The sequence below is a fragment of the Planctomicrobium aquicomposti genome, from assembly GCF_051466325.1.
In the GTDB taxonomy this organism is placed as follows: Bacteria; Planctomycetota; Planctomycetia; order Planctomycetales; family Planctomycetaceae; genus Planctomicrobium.
In genome coordinates this window covers 1,408,760-1,428,593 of record NZ_CP195792.1, presented here as the reverse complement: position 1 = coordinate 1,428,593, position 19,834 = coordinate 1,408,760, and the positions used below count along the sequence as shown (strand labels likewise).

11 protein-coding genes are annotated in these 19,834 nt (G+C 58.8%); 7 read left to right on the top strand and 4 right to left on the bottom strand.

Features of this window, described 5'->3' with window-relative positions; genetic code table 11:
• Positions 1-74 precede the first annotated feature (74 nt).
• The 4 genes from SH664x_RS05415 (at position 75) to SH664x_RS05400 (ending at position 5,285) form a co-directional block, all read left to right on the top strand.
• On the top strand, positions 75-1,196 hold the full coding sequence (locus tag SH664x_RS05415) for a DUF1559 family PulG-like putative transporter (RefSeq protein WP_437205706.1): 1,122 nt from the start codon (positions 75-77) through the stop codon (positions 1,194-1,196).
• Between the two features lie 372 nt (positions 1,197-1,568).
• Positions 1,569-2,042 (top strand): carboxypeptidase-like regulatory domain-containing protein, encoded by a 474-nt coding sequence (locus SH664x_RS05410; RefSeq protein WP_437205704.1) that lies wholly within the window; start codon positions 1,569-1,571, stop codon positions 2,040-2,042.
• Between the two features lie 32 nt (positions 2,043-2,074).
• Positions 2,075-3,688: a sulfatase family protein gene (locus SH664x_RS05405; protein ID WP_437205702.1), complete on the top strand. Its 1,614-nt coding sequence runs from the start codon at positions 2,075-2,077 to the stop codon at positions 3,686-3,688.
• Positions 3,689-3,701: 13 nt separating this feature from the next.
• Positions 3,702-5,285: a sulfatase family protein gene (locus SH664x_RS05400; protein WP_437205701.1), complete on the top strand. Its 1,584-nt coding sequence runs from the start codon at positions 3,702-3,704 to the stop codon at positions 5,283-5,285.
• A gap of 206 nt (positions 5,286-5,491) precedes the next feature.
• Here the strand turns inward: SH664x_RS05400 and SH664x_RS05395 are convergent, their stop codons facing one another.
• Both SH664x_RS05395 and SH664x_RS05390 read right to left on the bottom strand, forming a co-directional pair.
• Positions 5,492-6,967, bottom strand: coding sequence for a DUF1501 domain-containing protein (locus tag SH664x_RS05395; protein ID WP_437205700.1), 1,476 nt, complete (start codon positions 6,965-6,967; stop codon positions 5,492-5,494).
• Positions 6,960-10,025, bottom strand: a complete 3,066-nt coding sequence (locus SH664x_RS05390) for a PSD1 and planctomycete cytochrome C domain-containing protein (protein WP_437205699.1) — start codon at positions 10,023-10,025, stop codon at positions 6,960-6,962. Before SH664x_RS05390 ends, SH664x_RS05395 begins: the two co-directional genes overlap by 8 nt.
• 289 nt (positions 10,026-10,314) lie before the next feature.
• Here SH664x_RS05390 and SH664x_RS05385 point away from each other — a divergent pair, with 289 nt between their 5' ends.
• From SH664x_RS05385 to SH664x_RS05375, 3 genes are all read left to right on the top strand, one after another.
• On the top strand, positions 10,315-11,028 hold the full coding sequence (locus SH664x_RS05385) for a helix-turn-helix domain-containing protein (protein WP_437205697.1): 714 nt from the start codon (positions 10,315-10,317) through the stop codon (positions 11,026-11,028).
• Positions 11,029-11,252: 224 nt separating this feature from the next.
• Positions 11,253-13,868 carry a DUF2339 domain-containing protein gene (locus SH664x_RS05380; RefSeq protein ID WP_437205695.1) on the top strand — a complete coding sequence of 872 codons (2,616 nt, stop codon included), beginning with the start codon at positions 11,253-11,255 and terminating at the stop codon, positions 13,866-13,868.
• Between the two features lie 529 nt (positions 13,869-14,397).
• A complete protein-coding gene (locus SH664x_RS05375; RefSeq protein ID WP_437205693.1) occupies positions 14,398-15,147 on the top strand; it encodes a hypothetical protein in 750 nt (249 codons plus the stop codon).
• Positions 15,148-15,428: 281 nt separating this feature from the next.
• Here SH664x_RS05375 and SH664x_RS05370 read toward each other — a convergent pair whose 3' ends face one another.
• Positions 15,429-16,895 carry a DUF1501 domain-containing protein gene (locus tag SH664x_RS05370; protein WP_437205691.1) on the bottom strand — a complete coding sequence of 489 codons (1,467 nt, stop codon included), beginning with the start codon at positions 16,893-16,895 and terminating at the stop codon, positions 15,429-15,431.
• 48 nt (positions 16,896-16,943) lie between these two features.
• Positions 16,944-19,637 (bottom strand): DUF1553 domain-containing protein, encoded by a 2,694-nt coding sequence (locus SH664x_RS05365; RefSeq protein ID WP_437205690.1) that lies wholly within the window; start codon positions 19,635-19,637, stop codon positions 16,944-16,946.
• Positions 19,638-19,834 lie beyond the last annotated feature (197 nt).

Sequence of the window (19,834 nt, the reverse complement as noted above, 5' to 3'; positions counted from 1 at the left end):
ACATCCTCGCGGTCCTCACTGCCCTTCTGGCCGTAATGGATTTTCTCAGCGGCTGCTTTATCGGAGATCGAGACATGAACTTGAAGACCCCACTGATCCACCTGTTGTCCACATCGACCTCAGCCCCGACCATCGTTCGAGCTGATTCGCCGCTGCGACGTCGACGCCCCGGTTTTACACTGATCGAGCTGCTCGTGGTGATCGCCATCATCGCGGTGCTGATCGCCCTCCTGTTGCCAGCGGTTCAACAGGCTCGTGAAGCCGCCCGTCGTTCGCAGTGCAAAAACAATCTCAAGCAACTGGCACTGGCGCTGCACAACTATCACGACACTTACCAATTCTTCCCCATGGGCCACCAGTTTGTCGGGGGATTCGACAAAGACCTTTCCAACAATCGCGGCGGCAGTGGCTTCGGATGGGGCTGGTCGATTCTTCCCTTTATCGATCAGGCACCACTGTTCAACCTGTTCAACCCCTCACAGCAAGCTGCAGAAGTCGCTCCCACGACTGCCGGGGGGAATGTTTCCAATGCGGTCCTCTGCCAGACGGTCATCTCCGTCATCAGCTGCCCTTCTGACGCCAAGCCGGCTCAGGGTCGGGTTCTGGGGGAAACCACGGACACGGACGACGGTGCCATTCCCCAGGGTGCAACCAGCAGCTATCAGGGCTGCTCCGCCTCGTTCGATGGCTGGTCGGGCGATGTCCCAGGCAGCGCGCCTCTGCTGGATCGTTGGAATGGAGTTTTCGGACGGTCCAACAGCGGAGCCCGCAAAATTCGCGACATCACCGATGGAACATCCAACAATTTCATGATCAACGAAACCCGCTTTGCCGGCTTTGATTCCACCGGCGAAAACCGGTCCCGCTGGTACGCCGCCATCGACGGCACCCCCGGATCCGCAGATGGAGCCAAGGGAGCCACCAACGCGCTGATGGACAACGGCCAGTGGGCCATGAACTGGACCGCAGAGGAGGGGAATCCCCAGCCGCACCGGACTGCCGGGAGTGCCCACGAAGGAGGGGCCCACTTCGCTCTGGCCGATGGATCGGTCCGCTTTGTGAGTGAGCACATCCATCACACTTCCCGGGCGTGGAACGCGGCGGACCCCTTCGACCGCACCAACAACGGAGCGAATTACGGCCTCTACCAGCGGCTGTTTTCCATCAACGATGGCCTCCCCACGGGTGAATTCTAAAGCAGCTTGCTCTTGCCTGTCACGGCGGAGGTCGTGCCTCAGACGATGGGGAGCACGCCTTCGCGTGACAGTGAGAGGCAGCCACACTTTTTAATCTGCTCTGAGCCGTCGCGATCTGTCGTGACTTGCGAAGGTCCAACCAGTTCAGAGTGACGCTCATCACCATTGCCGTACTGGAGTGTCGACGGTGCTGCCGGGATCGAGTCCTCCCATGCTCTCCCGGCAGCCCGCCGGTCTCTTCGACCGGTCAGACCGCCGTCTGTCGCGGCCTGGATTCCGGGCATCAGGAAGTATTCCCGCAACGGCCCTCGTCCAGAGGAATCCGATTCACGTCCGCCAATTGAAACAGACTGTGATTGAAAGGATCACGAGATGACTTCACGTTCCGTTAAACTTCGATCATCACGCCACCTCGCCGGAGCAGTGTTGCTGACATTGGTCAGCGTGACTCTGGTCGGCTGCGGCCAGAATGGCCCGAAAATCGCAACTGTTCAGGGGACCGTCACTCTCGATGGCAAGCCGCTTCCGTATGCAGCGGTCGTCTTCAACTCCGAAAATGGACGTCCCGCCGGGGCGACAACCGATGAAAACGGGCACTACGTCCTCAACTTTACAGCAGGTCGCAAGGGGGCCACTCCCGGCACGCACCGCGTGATCATCACGACCAAACGTGACCCGTGGAAAGACCGCGATGGCAAGGTTCATCCGGGAACCGGCGAACGACTCCCCGCCAAATACAATTCGACGTCGAACTTGACCTTCACCGTTGAAGATGGCAAAGAGAATGTGGCAGACTTCAATCTGGATTCCAAAGGCCAAGTCGTCAGAACCGCGATGGATAGCTGATCAGCGATTCCACAGCTCAAAAGGACTTATTCATGAGTCGAATTTCCTGGCTGCTGATTCTGGCGGGACTCTTCGTCAGCCATGCTGGCTCGGCCTTTGCCGATCAGCGTCCCAACATCGTTTTCGTCTTTGCCGATGACTGGGGACGACACGCGGGAGCCTATGCGACAATCGATGGTCCCGGTACCGTCAATGATGTCGTGCGGACACCCCACTTCGACCGGGTTGCCCGCGAAGGTGTCCTCTTTCGTGACGCCTTTGTGTCGTCCCCCAGTTGCACACCGAGCCGGAGCGCTTTGATCTCCGGGCAGCACTTCTGGCGAACCGGACGTGGTTCCGTTCTGCGGGGCCAATGGGACGGCACACTCCCCGCGTTTCCGTTACTGCTGCGGGATGCCGGGTATCACATCGGTAAGTCGTACAAGGTCTGGGGCCCGGGAAACCCGGTCGATGCTCCCATCGGCGGGAAGGATCACGCCTATGAAAACGCCGGGCGGCGGATCAATCATTTCTCGCAGCATGTCACTGAAATGGTGGCCGCTGGCAAGCCCCTCGAAGCTGCCAAGGAAGAGATCTATCAGGAGGTCCGCCAGAACTTCAATGACTTTCTGGCCGACCGCAAGGCAGACCAGCCGTTCTTCTACTGGTACGGCCCCACCAATGTTCACCGGAAATGGGTGAAAGGCTCGGGACTCGCTCTCTGGGGAATTGATCCCGATCAACTGCAGGGCAAAATGCCCGCGTTCCTCCCTGACGTGCCCGAGGTACGGCAGGATCTGGCTGATAATTTCGGTGAAGTGGCTGCACTCGATGCGAGCCTGGGCCTGATTGTCCAGCGACTGGAAGAGATCGGGGAACTCGACAACACCGTGATCGTGATCAGCGGCGACCATGGAGCGGGAGGATTCCCACACGGAAAGTGCAATCTGTACGACTTCGGAGTCCGTGTGCCCCTCGCCATCCGCTGGGGAGGAGCCAACGGCGGACGGGTTGTGGACGATCTCGTCAGTCTGACCGATGTGGCCCCGACACTGCTGGAACTCGCTGGACTCCCGATTCCCGAGCGAACGACCGGCCGCAGCCTCGTCCCGCTTCTGAAATCGCAGCAGTCCGGCCAGATCGACCCGCAGCGGACCGCGGTCTTCACCGGACGGGAACGTCACGTCGGCAATGCCCGCGCCGATTATGCTCCCTATCCGCAACGTGCTCTGCGAACCCACGACTTTCTGTACATCATCAACTTCCGTCCCGATCGCTGGCCGCTGGGCGACCCTTATCGTCTGGATGGTAGCAATGAACCGACAGCCGAAGAACTGACTGAGGTGACCGTCGTCACTCTCCCCGATGAAGATGCTGGCCCCATGAAAGCGTGGCTGGTTGGAGTACGGAACGATCCGCTCTGGAAGCAGCACTTCAACTGGGTCTATGGGAAGCGTCCCCGGGAAGAACTCTACGACCTGAAGGCCGATCCGCATCAGACAAAGAATCTGGCGGGCGATCCGGCGTACGCGGAAGCTCGTGCTGCACTCGAAAAACAGCTCCTCGATGAACTGCAGCGGACAGGAGATCCGCGACTGGTCGATGACGGACGTTACTTTGAAACACCTCCAATCGCTGCCCCCTGGGATAAAGCAGCTCAGCGTTGAGAAAGATTGCCCCATGACAAGAATGCTCGCAAGCCTGCTCCTGCTCTGCGGTCTGTGCAATTCCCTGCACGCCGCCGAAGCTGCAGCGCGGCCCAATATTCTGTTTATTATTTTTGACGACTGGGGAGGTGCCCGCCATTCCAGCATTGCCGGCTGTCCCTGGATCCAGACGCCGAACTACGACCGAGTCGCCCGGGAAGGGGTGTACTTCAGGAACGCGTTCACTTCGAACCCCAAGTGCAGCCCGTGCCGGGCAAGTATCCTGACGGGTCGAAATACGTGGCAGCTGCGCGAGGCAGTCTCACACAACGGCCTGTTCCCTTCCGGTTTCGAAACGTTCCCGGATCTCCTCGAAAAAGGAGGCTACAGCATTGGGTTGACTGGCAAGGGGTGGGGACCGGGTGATTTCCAGACCAGCGGACGCACTCGTAACCCGGCCGGTCCGTCTTTTGACCAATTCACGACCGACGTTCCCACCAACAGCATTTCGAACAAAGACTACGCCTCCAATTTCGCCCACTTCCTGAAACAGCGTCCCACCGACAAACCCTTCTTCTTCTGGATCGGGTTTCAGGAGCCGCATCGAAAATATGAATGGAATTCCGGCGAGCGTCTTGGCAAGCAGCTGGCGTCGGTCACAGTCCCCGCTTATCTGCCTGATACCGAAATCGTTCGTCGTGATCTCCTGGATTACGCGGTCGAGGTCGAATGGGGCGATGCCCAGATCGGCAAGGTGTTGGCCTCACTGGAAGCAGCAGGCGAGCTCGACAACACCGTCGTCGTGGTCACGTCGGACCATGGGATGCCGTTCCCCTACGTGAAGGGACAGATTCACGAAGACGCATTCCATCTGCCGCTGGCGATCCGCTGGGGCAAAGAAGTGTCGCCGGGACGGGTGGTAGAGGACTTTATCAACGTCCGCGATTTTGCACCGACCTTCCTCGAACTCGCGGGCCTGCCACAGCACGAGCAGATCACCGGTCGCAGTTTCGTCAACATCCTGCGGTCGAAAGACTCGGGCTGGATCGAAAATCGGGACGTCATGCTGGTCGGCAAGGAACGGCATGACATCGGCCGCGTGCACGACCAGGGCTACCCCGTGCGGGCCATCCGGACGAAAGATTACCTCTACGTCCACAACTTCCATCCGGAGCGCTGGCCGGCAGGGGACCCCGAAACCGATTTCGGGAACGTTGACCCCAGTCCGACGAAAGAAGTCCTCAAGGCCCTCGGGGGATACTACTTTGACCTCTCCTTCGGCAAACGTCTGCCCGACGAACTGTATTCGCTCGCGGAGGATCCGGACTGCGTCCAGAACCTCGCTCACGAACTCGCCTATCAGGATGTGCTGAAAGAGCTGCGGAGCCAGATGATTGCACTGCTGAAGGAAGAGGGAGACCCCCGCATTCTCGGAACGTTTCAGGAGTTTGACGCCTACCGCTATACCGGGGGTCGCAACAAGGGTTACGAATCCTGGCTGAAACAGCAGGAGGGAACCGTCCTCAAAGATCTGCAGGAGGAACTCGATCATCCCCAGCAACGTGCCGACCGCTCTGAGCAGCGTTCCCGCCAGAAAAAGGCCAAGGCCACGCCATAAAAACGGGCGCTGAGAGCCATAGCGAGGACTGCTCGCTCCAATCCCTGCGCAGCAGCCACGGAAAGGATCACGAGCAAGGGGGCTCTGCATTCAGAGCAGGGCGCCAACAGCTCTGAACGCCCCTGCAAACATGAGACTCCGACTGAAAGCCAAAAGGCTCTGATCCACGCGTGATCAGAGCCTTTTTATTGTCGACGGCAACAAGGCTATGCCAGAATGTCATGGACGACATGCGCTTCTTCGACACCTGTCAGGCGATAATCGAGTCCCTGAAAGCGGAACGTGAACCGCTCGTGGTCAATCCCCAGCAGGTGCAGGATCGTGGCATGCAGGTCCCGCACATGGACTGGATTTTCCACAACGTTGAAGCTGAAGTCGTCGGTTGCCCCGTACGTCAGACCCGCCTTCGTCCCACCTCCCGCCATCCACATGGTGAAGCAACGAGGATGGTGATCACGGCCCCCTTCGGGACTGTCCCATTTCCCTTGCCCGACGACGCTGCGGCCGAACTCACCCCCCCAGATGACCAAGGTGTCATCCAGCAGACCACGCTGTTTCAAATCGGTCACCAGGGCTGCGCTCGCCTGATCGGTATCCCGGCAACGGGAGACGCACCAGGAACTCAGTCGGCTGTGATGATCCCAGTCCGGGTGAAACAGCTGCACGAAGCGGACGCCCCGTTCAATCAACCGGCGGGCGAGAATGCAGTTCGCCGCGTAACTCCCCGGGCGACGGGAGTCGCTCCCGTAGAGTTCGAACGTCGATTCCGGCTCGTCACTGAGATCCGTCAGTTCGGGAACGCTCGTCTGCATGCGCCAGGCCATCTCATACTGTCGGATGCGGGTCTCGATCTCCGGATCCCCTGTCTGCTCCAGTCGCAGCTGATTCATCTCCTGCAGCTGATCGAGCATCCCACGACGAACCTCCCGGGGGAGCCCCTCCGGATCGCGGAGATACAGCACAGGGTCTTTCGCGTTACGGAGCTTCACCCCCTGGTAGCGTGACGGCAGAAATCCGCTTCCCCAGTAGTGTTCGTAGAGGGGCTGATCGCTGGCCCGCTTCATCCGGGACAGAAGCACGAGGTAGTCGGGCAGATTCCGGTTTTCGCTCCCCAGACCATAGCTCGTCCAGGCTCCCAGCGATGGCCGCCCCGCCAGCTGATGACCTGTCAGAAACTTCGTCATCGCGGGAGCGTGGTTGATTTCGTCCGTCACCATCGACTTGATGAAGCAGAGATCATCCGCCACCTGCGTATGATATGGCAGCCACTCTCCGAGCGTGGCGCCCGACTGTCCATAGCGGCCGAACGACGTCCGCGAGGGCATCACCAGTTGCTGCTGCTTGGCAGTCATGGTGGTGACACGCTGCCCCTGCCGCACACTTTCCGGGAGCTCCTGTCCGGCCCATTTCATCAGTCCCGGCTTTTCATCGAACAGTTCAATCTGCGACGGTCCGCCCGACTGCGTCAGGAAAATCACGTTCTTCGCACGGGGTGGACGATGTGGGAGTGTCGGCAAACCGGGCCCCTGTTCACCGGGGCTGGCGACTGCGGCGCCAGTTTGATCAAGCAGACTGAGCGCTACGGCCCCCAGGCTGACTCCCATACCGCGACCCAGAAAATAGCGCCGCGTCTGCTCACTCAGAGTTTCCGGCAGCCGATGTGACTCGCACGATTCATTCATGGGTGATGGCCTCGTCAAGATTGTAAATCATGCTCGCCAGAATCAGGCAGGGGGCGACACGTTCCGGATGACATTCCGGCTCACGCTCGGGTTGACCAAATTCGAGCAGCTTCCGGGCCTCTTCAGGATTCCGGGTGTAATAATCTGCCGCCTGCTGCAACGCCCGCGAAAGGACAGCCCGTTCCCCAGGCTCCGGCTTGCGCGAGAGAATGGCCGTTACGAGATATTCAATCTGCTGATCTGCGTTGTGGCCCAGCCGGACCGACTGCTGTGCCAACCGTCGACTCGCTTCGAGCAACGTCTGGTCATTCAGAAGCGTGAGTGCCTGCAGAGGAGTATTCGTTAACTGAGGGCGGACTTCGCAGACGCGACGCTGTGCGGAATCGAAGAGGAATGTCGGGGCAGACGACCTGCGCCAGAAGGCATACAGTGTTCGACGGTACTGCGTGGCTCCCTGCGTCGGTTTGTAACTGAACTTCCCCATCGACATTTCTTCCCAGACACCTTCCGGTTGATAGGGCATCATCGGTGGCCCTCCGAGAATGTCGGTCAGCAGTCCACTGGTACTCAGAGCCGCATCCCGAATCATCCAGCTGGGAAGCCGATAGCGCGCCCCGCGGGCCAGCAGACGATTATCCGGATCCCGTTCGAGAAGTTCGGGGGTCAACCGGCTGTCCTGACGATAGGTCCGGCTGGTCACGATCAGTCTGAGCATGTGCTTGATGTCCCAGTCTTTCTCGACGAGTTCGACCGCCAGCCAGTCGAGCAGTTCCGGATGCGTCGGCCGCTCTCCCTGCAATCCAAAGTCTTCCGGTGTTCTGACGAGCCCTTTTCCGAAGCAGAGCTGCCACAGCTGATTCACGATCACGCGGGCAGTCAACGGATTTTCGGGCGACAGGATCCAGTTCGCGAGGTCGAGACGGGTTTGTGTCTGTGCAGGCTCCCAGGGGAGGATCGCCGCCGGGACGGCTCGACTCACCTCTTCGCCCCGCTGATCCCAGACGCCGCGCTGCAGGATGAAGGTTTTGCGAGCGTTCTCGCGTTCCGCGAGGACCATCACGTTCAACTCATCCTGAATTTTCTTGAGGCTGGAATGCTGCGAGGTCGCCAGATCGAGCTCTTTTTTTGCAACCTGATAGGGCTCGTAATCGCTGAGGAACTGCTCCTTCAGCCGCTTTCGCAAGGGTTGTGGAAGATCCTGCACACTTTGAATTTGGGCCGACACCAGCTGCTCCAGCGGCATCGGTTTCAGCGAATGAATTCCCGGTGCCGGCTGATCGGTTGCCGAAAGCCGGAACCTTCCGATATTCGCATCACCAACGGTGGACCGCTGCAACATCACGAACACAAGCTCCTGATCCTCATCCAGAATCAGCGGCTCCGCCAGGGCGAAGATTCCCACATGCGGCTGATGCGGATCATGTGAGCGGGTCGTCCAGCCATTGCGAGGATCATCATCGAGGGTGTCGACGATTTTTCCGGGCTCTTTCGGCTTGAGCTCCGCCTCGGCGTCGGCAATGGCCGAGGCAATTTCCAGATCCTGAACCTGAGACTGTCCTCGTCGACGAACCTGCAGCTTGACATCGGTCAGCACGAATTCCCCATCGCCTCCGCGTGACAATTTGCCGTCGACATGCGACGCATGCGGGAAGATTTCCAGCTTCAGCGCTGTGATCCGCGGCAGGTCACTCCGCGCGGCAATGAGATAGTCATCCCGGCTGGGATTCGGGCCGGACGCCTGAATGATCGCTTCCCCCTCCTCTGTGAGAATGGTTCCCTCGGTGGAACGCAGTTCGTGTGGTCGCAGCATGTGCCAAGGCTGAAATCCCGGACGTGTTTCAGCAATTTTCTCAAGCAGCCAGCCTTCAAACTCCACCTCCGCCTGTTTGAGCACGGCATCAAGCTTCTGCTGACGCTGGCTGACCAAGGCTTGGGAGAATGACCATGTCTCCGCCGTGTAGGGAGACCGGTATTTCAAATACGGCTTGGCATTCACTCCCGCTCTGCCGTCCTCGTCGATGCTGTTGAAGAAAGCGAACAGGCTGTAGTAATCCTGATGGGAAATGGGATCGAATTTGTGGGTGTGACATTGAGCGCAGCCCAAAGTCAGACCGAGCCAGACTGTTCCAGTCGTATTCACGCGATCGATCACATAATCGATGCGGGACTCTTCAGGTTCGCGTCCCCCTTCCCCATTGGTCATATGATTCCGGTGAAAGCAGGTGGCGAGAATCTGTTCCGGCTTGGCATCCGGCAAGAGATCTCCAGCGAACTGCTCGATCGTAAATTGATCGAACGGCTGATTGCGGTTGAAGGCGTCGATCACCCAGTCCCGCCAGGGCCAATTCTGCCGGGTCGCATCAGCCTGAAAGCCGTCGGTGTCCGAATAGCGGGCGGCATCGAGCCACCACATCGCCATCCGCTCACCGTAGCGTCGAGACCCCAACAGCCGGTCCACGACTTCCGAATAGGCTTCCGCACGGGTGTCTCTGGAAAAAGCGTCCACTTCGGCCGCCGTGGGGGGCAATCCATTCAGGTCGAAGGAGAGTCGCCGGAGCAGCACGTGCCGAGGGGCTTCCGGTGCCGGTTGCAGTTGATGAGCGGCCAACGACTGTTCCACGAACGCGTCAATGGGATGGCTCGCCCCGGCGGGGACTTCAGGACGGGTGGGGGGCTCGAAGGCCCAATGTTTTCCCCAGGGGGCCCCTTCGGCAATCCAGCGCTTCAGGAGCTCGACCTCTTCCGAAGTAAACGGCTTGCGATGAGAGCTGGGGGGTGGCATCTGCACATCGGGATCGGTGCTGGTGATCCGATTCAGCAATTCCCCGGCAGCCGGATCACCCGGCACGATGACCGGAGAGCCGTCGCGATCCGCAAGTGCTTCTTCCCGCAGGTCGAGCCTGAGATCGGCTTCCCGATGCGACCCGTCGGGGCCGTGACAATGGAAACAGCGGTCCGACAGAAGCGGCAGAATGTCGCGACTGAACCGCACAGGCTCCGCTGCGGAACTCGCCCCCGCCATGAGAACAATGAGCACGATTCGCAAAAAAACTTTCACGATGCCGGCATCCTCTCGAGCAGCGACCCTAGGCGAAAACGGGACAGTCTTGGTAGAGCATCCCCCTGCCGCTCTCTCCTGTTTCGCCACGCGCTGCGGTCAATTTGATCGATCGACCATCTCGTGGTGCAGACACAGGGCCAGAGCAACCGACCCCATTATAAGGTGGAAGCCTCGATCATTCTTGAATCATCATCGATTTGCTTGGTACGTTTTGACCATGAACTCTCAACAGACCACAGAATTTCAGCAGAATTTTTTTCAATCTCATCCGCTGGCAGTTTCTGTCATGGATTTGTTCGGGGCGTTGCCAGATGTCTACTTTTTCGCCAAAGATCGCTACAGCCGCTTCGTCCGGGTGAATCATCTGTTCCTTGAGAATCATGGCCTGACCGATGAATCCGAGGCGATTGGAAAATCCGATCGGGACTTCCATCCTCCCCTGCTGGCGGAAGCATATGTCAGCGAAGACCGCAGAGTGATGGAATCCCGCTGCCAGCTGCCGGGGCAAATCTGGCTGGTCCCGCACCGACGCCACCTTCCCCGCTGGTATGTCTCGACGAAGACCCCGTTATTCAGTTCCAGCGGGGAAGTCGTTGGCATTGCCGGCGCGATGTACCGCATTCAGGATCAGAAGCAACTGGAGAATTATGTCTACGAACTCCTGCCGGTCGTCAAATTGATCGAAGAACGATACGCCGAATCGATTTCGATGCACGATGCCGCGATCCTCGCCGGCCTCTCATCGACGCATTTCAACAGACGGTTCCAGCAGCTGCTCCGCATGACTCCCATGCAATACCTGCGAAAGGTGCGGGTGCAGGCTGCGGAGCGGTTGCTGACCACCACCTCGAAATCACTTGCCGAAATTGCAGTCGATGTCGGCTATTCCGATCAGAGTCACCTGACCAAGCGGTTTCGCGAAGTGACTGGCATGACACCGGCAGCCTACCGGAAGCGGTTTTATACCCGAGGAGAGAGCGCTACCGGGCCCGCTTCCTAACGGAGGTTGCTCTTTCCATGACCCACACCGTCCGCGGTTTGTCAGGTGAACGTCCCACATCCGCGCGGCGGGAACGTGCCCAGCAACGGTAAAAACGTTCTCGTCGCAAGCGTCGACTGGCAGTGTTGATACAACAAGCCACACGAACACGAACGGCAGCCGCTCCACTCCCTGAAAAATTCCAGATTCTGGCGTGAGCTTCTTACCAGGAGAACGCCTGTTGAATGGCCCCTGCGGACGTCGGTCGACAGACATCAGGTCAGCCACCACAGCTCATCCCCTGCCAGATGGAGGTTCCCTTGGAACTCCTTTTCGGATTTCTGTTCCTGGTTGCGTCCGTTGCCGTTACCTTGATTCTCCCCATCCTGAACTACTTCAAACTGGAGCGTTTGCGGCGGGATCACGAGACGGGAGTGAACGAACTGAAAGCAGAAATCCGTACGTTGACGGGGGCAGGGGGCCGCAACAGAGAGGTCTCTCCACTGCCCGTCGCTGAGACACCTCGAGCCGCCGAGTCGCCGATCATCACGTCCACTTCCGCTCCCGTTCCCGGACATTCTCATCCGATAGTCGCTCCGCCCCCGGTCGCACCTCCGGTTGTCCAACGGCCCGTAGAGATCCCCCCTCCCGTCCCCACCGCGGCGTGTTCGACCGAGTCGAAACCGTGGAGTTCCTTCACTCCGGCACCGATCGCACCGGGTCCGGCCAGCCGCCCGCATGCAGCTCCGAGCCGCTTTGAACAGGCCGGGCGGGCAGCGCTCCGGCGCATCTGGAACTGGATCATCGTGGGAGAAGAGCATCTTCCGGCAGGAGTGTCCGTCGAGTTTGCAGTCGCCAGCCAATGGCTGTTGCGAATCGGCATCCTGATCCTCGTGGTCGGGATCGGCTTCTTCGTGAAGTATTCGGTTGACCGGCAATTGATCAGTGAGACAGCTCGAGTCATTGTCGCCGCGCTGACCGGCCTGGGATTGCTGGGGGCCGGGACGCGATTACTCGGCCGGAAGTACCATCTGTTCGGCCAGGGGCTCATGGGGGGTGGACTGGCGACGCTGTACTTCTCCGTCTTTGCGGCGGCGAACTTCTACCATCTCATTCCCGTGCCGCTGGCATTTGTATTGATGGCACTGATTACCGCGCTGGCGGGTGGAATCTCGATTCATTTCAGCTCGGTTCTGGTGGCGGTACTGGGGGTGCTGGGAGGCTACGGCACTCCCGTCATGCTTTCGTCCGCCAACGTCAATGAACCGGTCCTGTTCGGCTATCTCATGATTCTGGGGCTGGGAGTCCTCGCTACCTGCTCTTGGAAAAACTGGCCGATTGTCAATTATCTCGCCTTCTTCTGTACCTCAGCCCTGTTTCTTGTTTCGCTGCAGACCGACACGCATGACCGCTTCTGGGAGTTCATGCCCTTTGCGGTGGCCTTCTTCGTTCTCTTCTCATCGATGACCTTCCTGTACAAGGTCGTCAACAGGACAAAATCAAATCTCCTCGATCTGCTGGCCTTGCTGACGAACGCGGGCTTCTTCTATCTGGTTTCACATCGGCTGATTACCCGCAGCTACTCATCCGAATGGGTCGCGGTGGTGACGATTTCACTCGCACTTTTTTATGCTCTGCATGTCGCCATTTTTGTGAAACGACAACTGGTCGACCGTGAGTTGCTGTTCAGTTTCAGCGGACTGTCGGCGTTCTTTCTGATTATCACCGTCCCGCTCCTGCTGTCAGCCAGCTGGATCACGATGACCTGGGGGGTGCTGGCCCTCGTCCTGCTCTGGATCGGAGGAAAAGTGGGGAGCGAGTTTCTCCGGCAGATCTCCTATCTCCTTTACGGAATCGTGCTGTTCCGGTTTGGACTGCTGGACCTTCCTTCCGATTATCTGCAATCAGGACCGACTCAACCGCTGGAATGGCATGATTTCCTCAAGCAGTTGCTGGAGCGGATCGTGGCCTACGGGACGACGATTGCCACTTTCGGTGGTGCAGGCTGGTTATTGAGTCGACCGACCAGCGCAGCGGCAAAGCTCATCCACCCGGAGAATGATCTTTCAAGCGGGATTTCCGGAGAGCTGGCCGGGCAGGTGGCAGGCTGGACGATGTTCGGCACGCTGTTCGTCTTTCTTCACTGCGAGTTCCTGCGGACGGTCGGCGAACTCTATACCCCGCTGACACAACCGCTGCTAACCGTGTTGTGGACAGGCATGGGGGGCGTCCTGCTGTTCAATGCGGTCCGCCGCAAGAGCGATATCTCCCTGGCGGTTCTCAGCATCTTTGCCGTCTGCCTGTTGTGGAAACTGTTCCGCTACGACCTCCCCCTGTGGATCCCAAATCTGTCACACGGTCTGGCCTATGAGGGGAACTACTCCGCGCGGGATGCAGCGCTCCGGCTTCTCGATTTCGGATCGGTGATCGTGTTCTTGTCCGGGGGATACTGGCTGCTGTCACGCAGCAACTCCTTACAGGAAGCACGCAAGATCTTCGGCTGGTGTACGCTCGCCATGACGTTTCTGTTCACCACGCTGGAGTGGAGTTCGTTTTTGAAGACCTATGTCGATGGCCTGCGCCACGGAGGGGTTTCGATTTTATGGGCCACATTCGCGCTGGGACTGGTGCTGGCTGGTCTGATCCAAAATCAGAAGAACCTGAGGCTTGTGGGCCTGGGACTGTTCGCGATTGTGGCAGGCAAGATCTTCCTGCTCGATCTGGCACATCTGGATCAGTTCTATCGCATCATCGCGTTTCTGATATTGGGAGTGCTGATCCTCGCGGGCTCGTTTGTGTACCTGAAATTTCGAGACACATTCGCTGTGAAAGGGCTGAACGGGGCTGATGTTCCTCAATAGAGCATTTTGACTGTGGATTGCCCCGCTCTCGCGCTATGGGAGTGCGCCGTTCCCCACATGAAGCTGCTCGGGGACGGGAAAGAGTCACCTGCGCTGGGCTCCCCATCGTGATGTCCCATCGCCAATTGAATCGCACGCGATTCAATCCTTCGATATCCGACGACCCCCTATCACATTCCGACTGACTGATCCTTGCGTCCGTCTGGCAGCCGGGCTTTAATGCGCACATCACTTCGAGAGCATTTTGATTTTGGATTGCTCCCTCCTTGCCACGCGGATATCAGCGTTTCACCACACGAAACGCTTGCTGCGCGGGGACTGGAAAGAGCAACCTGCTCTCAATGGCCCGGGGCCAGTGACCAGTTGATGAGGGCGAACCCACATTAATGATCTCTCCGGAAAATCCTGTCCGACGATCAGCTGGGTGCCGTTCAGAGTTTCGAGGGCCAATTGCATTTCACATCACTGGTGGCACCCTTCGCGGGTCATTCAGGTGCGCACCGACTTCACCAAAACTGGGATAACTGCCATGAAAAAGTTTGCGATGTTGGCTGCGACTCTGTGTACCGCCGGAGTTTTCTTCAGTGACATTGTCCGCTCGGACGATGCGAAGCCGGCCAACGCTCCGGCTGAAGCCAAGGAGGCGGGACCGGAAGTTCATTCGTCCATCAAGGACCGGACAGCCTGCAGCTGCCGGGCCTGTACCGTGAATTTCCCCAAGGATCTGGGAGTTCCGCTCGACTTTCTGAATGACATTGGACACCGGATTCACCGGGCCCGCCTGACACCGGACCCCGTGGAACTGGCGCTCGCTGCCCAGAGTCTGGCTGTCGCGGAAGCGGTCTCCGGAAAGAAAGCCGCCGTGACAGCGGATGATGTCTCAAAGGAGGCGCTGGAGCTGGCCAAGATGCGCGGAATTTCCACCGAGTTGAAAGCGCTGGCCCTGATCACCAAAGATCCGGCCACAGTGAAAGAGCTGAACAAAGAAGCGGCCGCTGCTGAAAAGCGGGAGAAAGATACCGCTGCCGCACTGGCTGCGGGAGAGACGACTCGCGATATCCTGAATTCGCTGACGGTCTCCAACCACAGCAGCGAATGCCTCAAGATTTTTCTTGACGGGCGGTACCTCGGAACCGTGCATGAAGGTTACAGCACGACCTTCCCGGTGCACTCACACCGCAACCCCAACGTCCTGCAGGCGATCTGTGAAGATGGAGACCTGGTCTCGCAGGAATTTGTGTACGGACACAACCACCACTTCAGCTGGTGTGTCCACTAATCGCCAGTTGCTCTCCAGCTTCTTACTGTGAACGGTGTGATCCGAAGAGACAACTTGATCAACGACGAGACCCTCCACAACATTTCGTTCTGGAGGGTCTTCGTGATTTGAGAGCAAACCGATTGGATAATCGACGCGCGCTCCTTAACGAGTAAAGAGGAGACTTTCAACACACGAATACGCGCTGCGGGCAGGGAAGTGCAGCCGGTGCCAACCTGTCCTGCTCCCCTCGCCGAGATCACGGTCAACGCCCGGATTCAACGCTAATTACACGCGCCCGTTCAGGCCAGCCACTCGTGCATCACGCGACCTGGCTGTCCATCCAGCAGAGTTTCATTGCGGAAGCCCTGCTTGTAGGTGAGTTTGTTGACGTCCAGTCCAAACAGATGCAGCACCGTCGACAGATAGTCATAGTGATGGGCGATTCCCTCAACAGCGTACAAGCCGAAGTCGTCGGTCGCTCCGTGAATGTGCCCCTGCTTGACCCCACCACCCGCCAGCCACATGCTGAATCCATCGGTGTTGTGGTCGCGGCCGGCGGTCTTCATCCCCTCGCCACGATCCTGAATCACCGGGAGCCGACCCATTTCTCCACCCCAATGGACGAGCGTGGAATCGAGCATTCCGCGACGCTTCAGATCCTGCACCAGGGCGGATGAGGGGCGATCGGACTGGCGGCAGCGTTTCGGGAGCACATTGTAGATGTCCTCGTGCATATCCCATTCGTACCACCAGATCTGGACGAAACGGACTCCCCGCTCAACCAGACGCCGGGCGACCAGACAGGCTTCACCCAGCAGCTTGGTCTGCGGCTCATCGATCCCATACAGCTCACGCGTCTCCTTCGTCTCCTTCGACAGGTCAAACGCATCGGTCGCTGCCGTCTGCATGCGGGCTGCCAGCTCATAGCTCGCGATCCGCGCCTGCAGGTCATGCTCTCCCGGACGCGACTCAGCATGTTCGCGATTCAGCTGTTCCAGCAGTGAAAGCTGCAACTGCTGTGGACGGCCCTGCAACGCCGGCGGGGGATTCAGATTCAGAATCCGGGGCTCGGTATTCCGGACCGTCGTCCCCTGATAGATCGCAGGGAGCATGCCGGCACTGTTCCACATCGGCGGTCCCGGCGGTTTGTCCGCCATGATGGCGACAAAGGCGGGAAGATCCTGCGTCTCGGCACCGAGTCCATACGTCAACCAGCTCCCCAGCGAGGGACGGGTCGAGCTGTTTCGCCCGAATGTCATCGCCTGCATCCCGGCGACGTGGTTGCGGATTCCTTTCAGGTTCATCGACCGGACGAGCGTCATCTCGTCGGCGATCTTGGCTGTCTCGGGCAGCAGCTCGGAAAAGTCGATTCCCGCCCGACCATACTTTTCAAACTTGTACGGGGAAGCCATTACCACCTTGGACGCTCCGCCGGCGCTATCGAACTTGATTTCGACATCGGAGGGCATGAACTGGGCGTGATACTTCTTCAGCAGCGGCTTGGGGTCAAACAGATCGATATGACTCGGCCCGCCCCCCATGAACAGCGAGATCATCGCCGTCGCCTTCGGATCATGGTGCGGCTTCTTCGGCGTCAAATCGAATTTGACCGGCTCTAATGGAGGTTTTTCTGGTCCGTCGGCAGCCAGTCCTTCGCTCTGCAACAGACTCGCGAGCGCGACTCCCCCCAGCCCAAAGGCCCCCGCTCCCAGAAAATGGCGGCGGTTCAGACAGCAGTTCGCATGTGTATCGTTTAGACCCGACATTTCTTCTCCCCAAACAAATCGGCCGCAGACGAATCGACAGTTGCTGCATCAATCGACGTACAGCAGCTGGTTGGAATTCAGGAGCACCTGACAGTAATTCGCCAGCGCCACTTCAGCCGGATCTTTCGCGCCGAGAATCTGCTTCCTCTCCTGCAAGGCTGCGGTCTGCTCCTCAAGGAATTTGCTGACCAGTTGCACCTCGTCCGGTCGCGGATCGCTTCCAAAGGCAAGCTTCCAGGCGTACTTCACTCGTTCTTGCTGGGAGCCCCCTCCCTCATTCATCACCCGCTGGGCGAAACGCTCTGATTGCTGCAGCACAAATTCACTGTTCATCAGCACCAGCGACTGCAGCGCGACGGTCGAAGTGCGACGCGCCTCGCAGTTGGGATCCATTGAAGGAGAATCGAAAGCGTCGAGCATCGACGTCGGAGTGGAGCGTCGCACCTGCACATACACACTTCGCCGCAGCTCCTCAGGATCTGTCAGTTTCCCTGTCCCCACCACGACCTGTCCGTCGCCATCGAGGACCACGGGCGTCGGCGGGCCGTACTCTTTCAGATTCAGATTGCCACACACCGCCAGAATCGAATCCCGCACCGCTTCCGCCTCAAGCCGGCGAAGTGGCATCCGCCAGTAGAGCGAATTCTCGGCATCCACCAGCATTCCCTGCTCATTCTGCAGGGAGGACTGCCGGTAGGTTTCGGAAGTCATCACCAGCCGATGGAACTTTTTCAGACTCCAGCCATCCGCCACAAACCTGCGGGCCAGCCAGTCGAGGAGTTCAGGATGTGTCGGCTTGTCTCCTTGACTCCCGAAGTCGCTCGGTGTGTTCACCAGTCCCCGGCCGAAGTGATGCATCCAGAAGCGGTTGACCAGAACACGCGTGACCAGCGGATGCTCGCCCGTCGTGAGCGAACGGGCAAACGCAAGCCGTCGACCCGTGGTTCGCAACGCCGGATCGTCAATGGGGAACTGGACAGGATCACCCTGAGAGGCGATGGTCAAACCAGCCGGTTGGACCTGCTCCCCTTTGCTTGCATAATTGCCACGGATGAAGATAAATGTCGGAGGAGGCGGAGTATTCGCCGGCTCTGTCAGCGCCCGAATGAACGCTTTCGGAGGAGCGAGCTTCCGGACACTGGCGGCCTGGGCGGCAATGCCTCGCAGCACCTCAACGTATTCAACCTTGCGTTGATACCCCGCAAGAAGGTCGCGGACTTTGTTTGAGTAACCTTCGGTGTATTCCTTTGCCAGCTTGAGAGCCGGGTAATTATCAAGCAGCTGCTTCTGCTCCTCGGTCAATGACGCCGGATCCTTGTCCCACGCAATGAGCGCCTCGCGCACCTCTGGCTTGGCCTTTTCGAGTTCCCGGGCAAACAACCAGTCGCGGTATTCCTTGTAGACCGGCTTGTACGCCTCTTCGATCCCCTTGGCCACCCGGTCGAGACGCTTGATCTCTTCGAGTTCCGCCTGAGTCGACAGAACGATTTGCCGCTGCTCCGGCCGCTGCCACTTCTCAGGATTGAAGGCTGGTTCGAAGATGGCCCGCATCCGGTAGTAATCTGCGGTCGGAATTGGGTCAAAACGATGATCATGGCATTCCGCGCACCCAACCGTCAGCCCCAGCAGGGAACTGGAAACAATCTTGATTGTTTCCGTGATGACCGCATTGCGGCCCAGCTCTGTGTTGTCGTTTTTTGTCCCAGTCCCGTCGGGAGCCATCCGCAGGAAGCCGGTGGCGGTCAGCTTTTCAATCTGCTCCGGAGTCAGGTCACCCTGGATCGGATCAATCAGCTCATCGCCGGCTAACTGCTCGGTAATAAACTGATCAAACGGCTTGTCGGCATTGAACGCGCGGATCACGTAATCGCGATAGCGGAAGGCATCGGCGCGAACCAGGTCGGATTCATTATAGCCTTCGCTATCCGCATACCCGGCGACATCCAACCAGTGCCGCCCCCACCGTTCCCCGTAACGGGGGGATTCCAGCAGTCCGTCGAGAAATCGCTCATACGCATCGGGCCGCTGATCTTTGACAAATGCCTGAAGCTGTTCGGGGGTTGGTGGCAGCCCCGTGAGATCGTAAGCCGCCCGACGGGCCAAAGAGACCCGGTCCGCCTCGGGGGAAAACGTCAGCGATTTTCCCTCCAGCTGCGTAAGCACAAATGCGTCAATTTCATTTCGGACACGTGCGGCATTCTGGACCTTGGGGACATCAGGCTGAACAATCGGCTGATAGGCCCAATGCTCGCGGTCCTCTTCCGTCACGAAGGAAATCTTGTCCGGGCTGTCCGGTTCGGCCCGTGCAGTCAGGGCCCCTTCAGCAATCCAGCGTTCCAAAGTTGCGAGTTCAGCCGGCGTGACTTTGGCTGTTTCCTTTCCCGGTGGCATCTCCCCACTGCGAACCCGCTCAATCAGCAGACTCTCATCGGGTTTACCCGGGACAATGGCGGCTCCGGAGTCACCGCCTGTCACCAGCAGTCGACGGAGGCGCACATCCAGCGAGCCCTCGGTATGTCCCGCCTCTCCGTGGCACATGAAGCAATGGGCCCGAAAGATCGGGCGAATGTCCCGTTCAAAGCTCAAGGGACGCGTGGCATCAGCCGCGATCGCTCCCGACAGACCACCACATGCGACCAGCCCTGCTCCCACCAGCAGTCCCGGTACGAACCGTCCCAGCCGATTGCGGAAACAGCGACTGACGTCCTGAAGCATGTTCTTCAAGGAGAATTTTTGAGGCATGGCAATTCCCACTGCACCGGCGCACAGCTGGCAGAGATTGAGGAAGGAACTCGCAAAACCTGCGGGAGATTGAACTTGCAGTAACCCGGGCGGCATCACCGACTTTCTGAGAACCCACGTCGAAGTGAATTCACGAGATCCGCCGGGTCTTATCATCCTCTATTGATGTTTCCGGTCCCCGGATTGGAAGAGAATCG

What these genes read in the sequence shown, in the direction of transcription:
- SH664x_RS05395 (WP_437205700.1), bottom strand. Translation starts at nt 6,967, where the DNA reads ATGAATGAATCGTGCGAGTCACATCGGCTGCCGGAAACTCTGAGTGAG.
- SH664x_RS05375 (WP_437205693.1), top strand. Translation starts at nt 14,398, where the DNA reads ATGAAAAAGTTTGCGATGTTGGCTGCGACTCTGTGTACCGCCGGAGTT.
- SH664x_RS05405 (WP_437205702.1), top strand. Translation starts at nt 2,075, where the DNA reads ATGAGTCGAATTTCCTGGCTGCTGATTCTGGCGGGACTCTTCGTCAGC.
- SH664x_RS05370 (WP_437205691.1), bottom strand. Translation starts at nt 16,895, where the DNA reads ATGTCGGGTCTAAACGATACACATGCGAACTGCTGTCTGAACCGCCGC.
- SH664x_RS05415 (WP_437205706.1), top strand. Translation starts at nt 75, where the DNA reads ATGAACTTGAAGACCCCACTGATCCACCTGTTGTCCACATCGACCTCA.
- SH664x_RS05400 (WP_437205701.1), top strand. Translation starts at nt 3,702, where the DNA reads ATGACAAGAATGCTCGCAAGCCTGCTCCTGCTCTGCGGTCTGTGCAAT.
- SH664x_RS05385 (WP_437205697.1), top strand. Translation starts at nt 10,315, where the DNA reads ATGGATTTGTTCGGGGCGTTGCCAGATGTCTACTTTTTCGCCAAAGAT.
- SH664x_RS05365 (WP_437205690.1), bottom strand. Translation starts at nt 19,637, where the DNA reads ATGCCTCAAAAATTCTCCTTGAAGAACATGCTTCAGGACGTCAGTCGC.
- SH664x_RS05380 (WP_437205695.1), top strand. Translation starts at nt 11,253, where the DNA reads ATGGCCCCTGCGGACGTCGGTCGACAGACATCAGGTCAGCCACCACAG.
- SH664x_RS05410 (WP_437205704.1), top strand. Translation starts at nt 1,569, where the DNA reads ATGACTTCACGTTCCGTTAAACTTCGATCATCACGCCACCTCGCCGGA.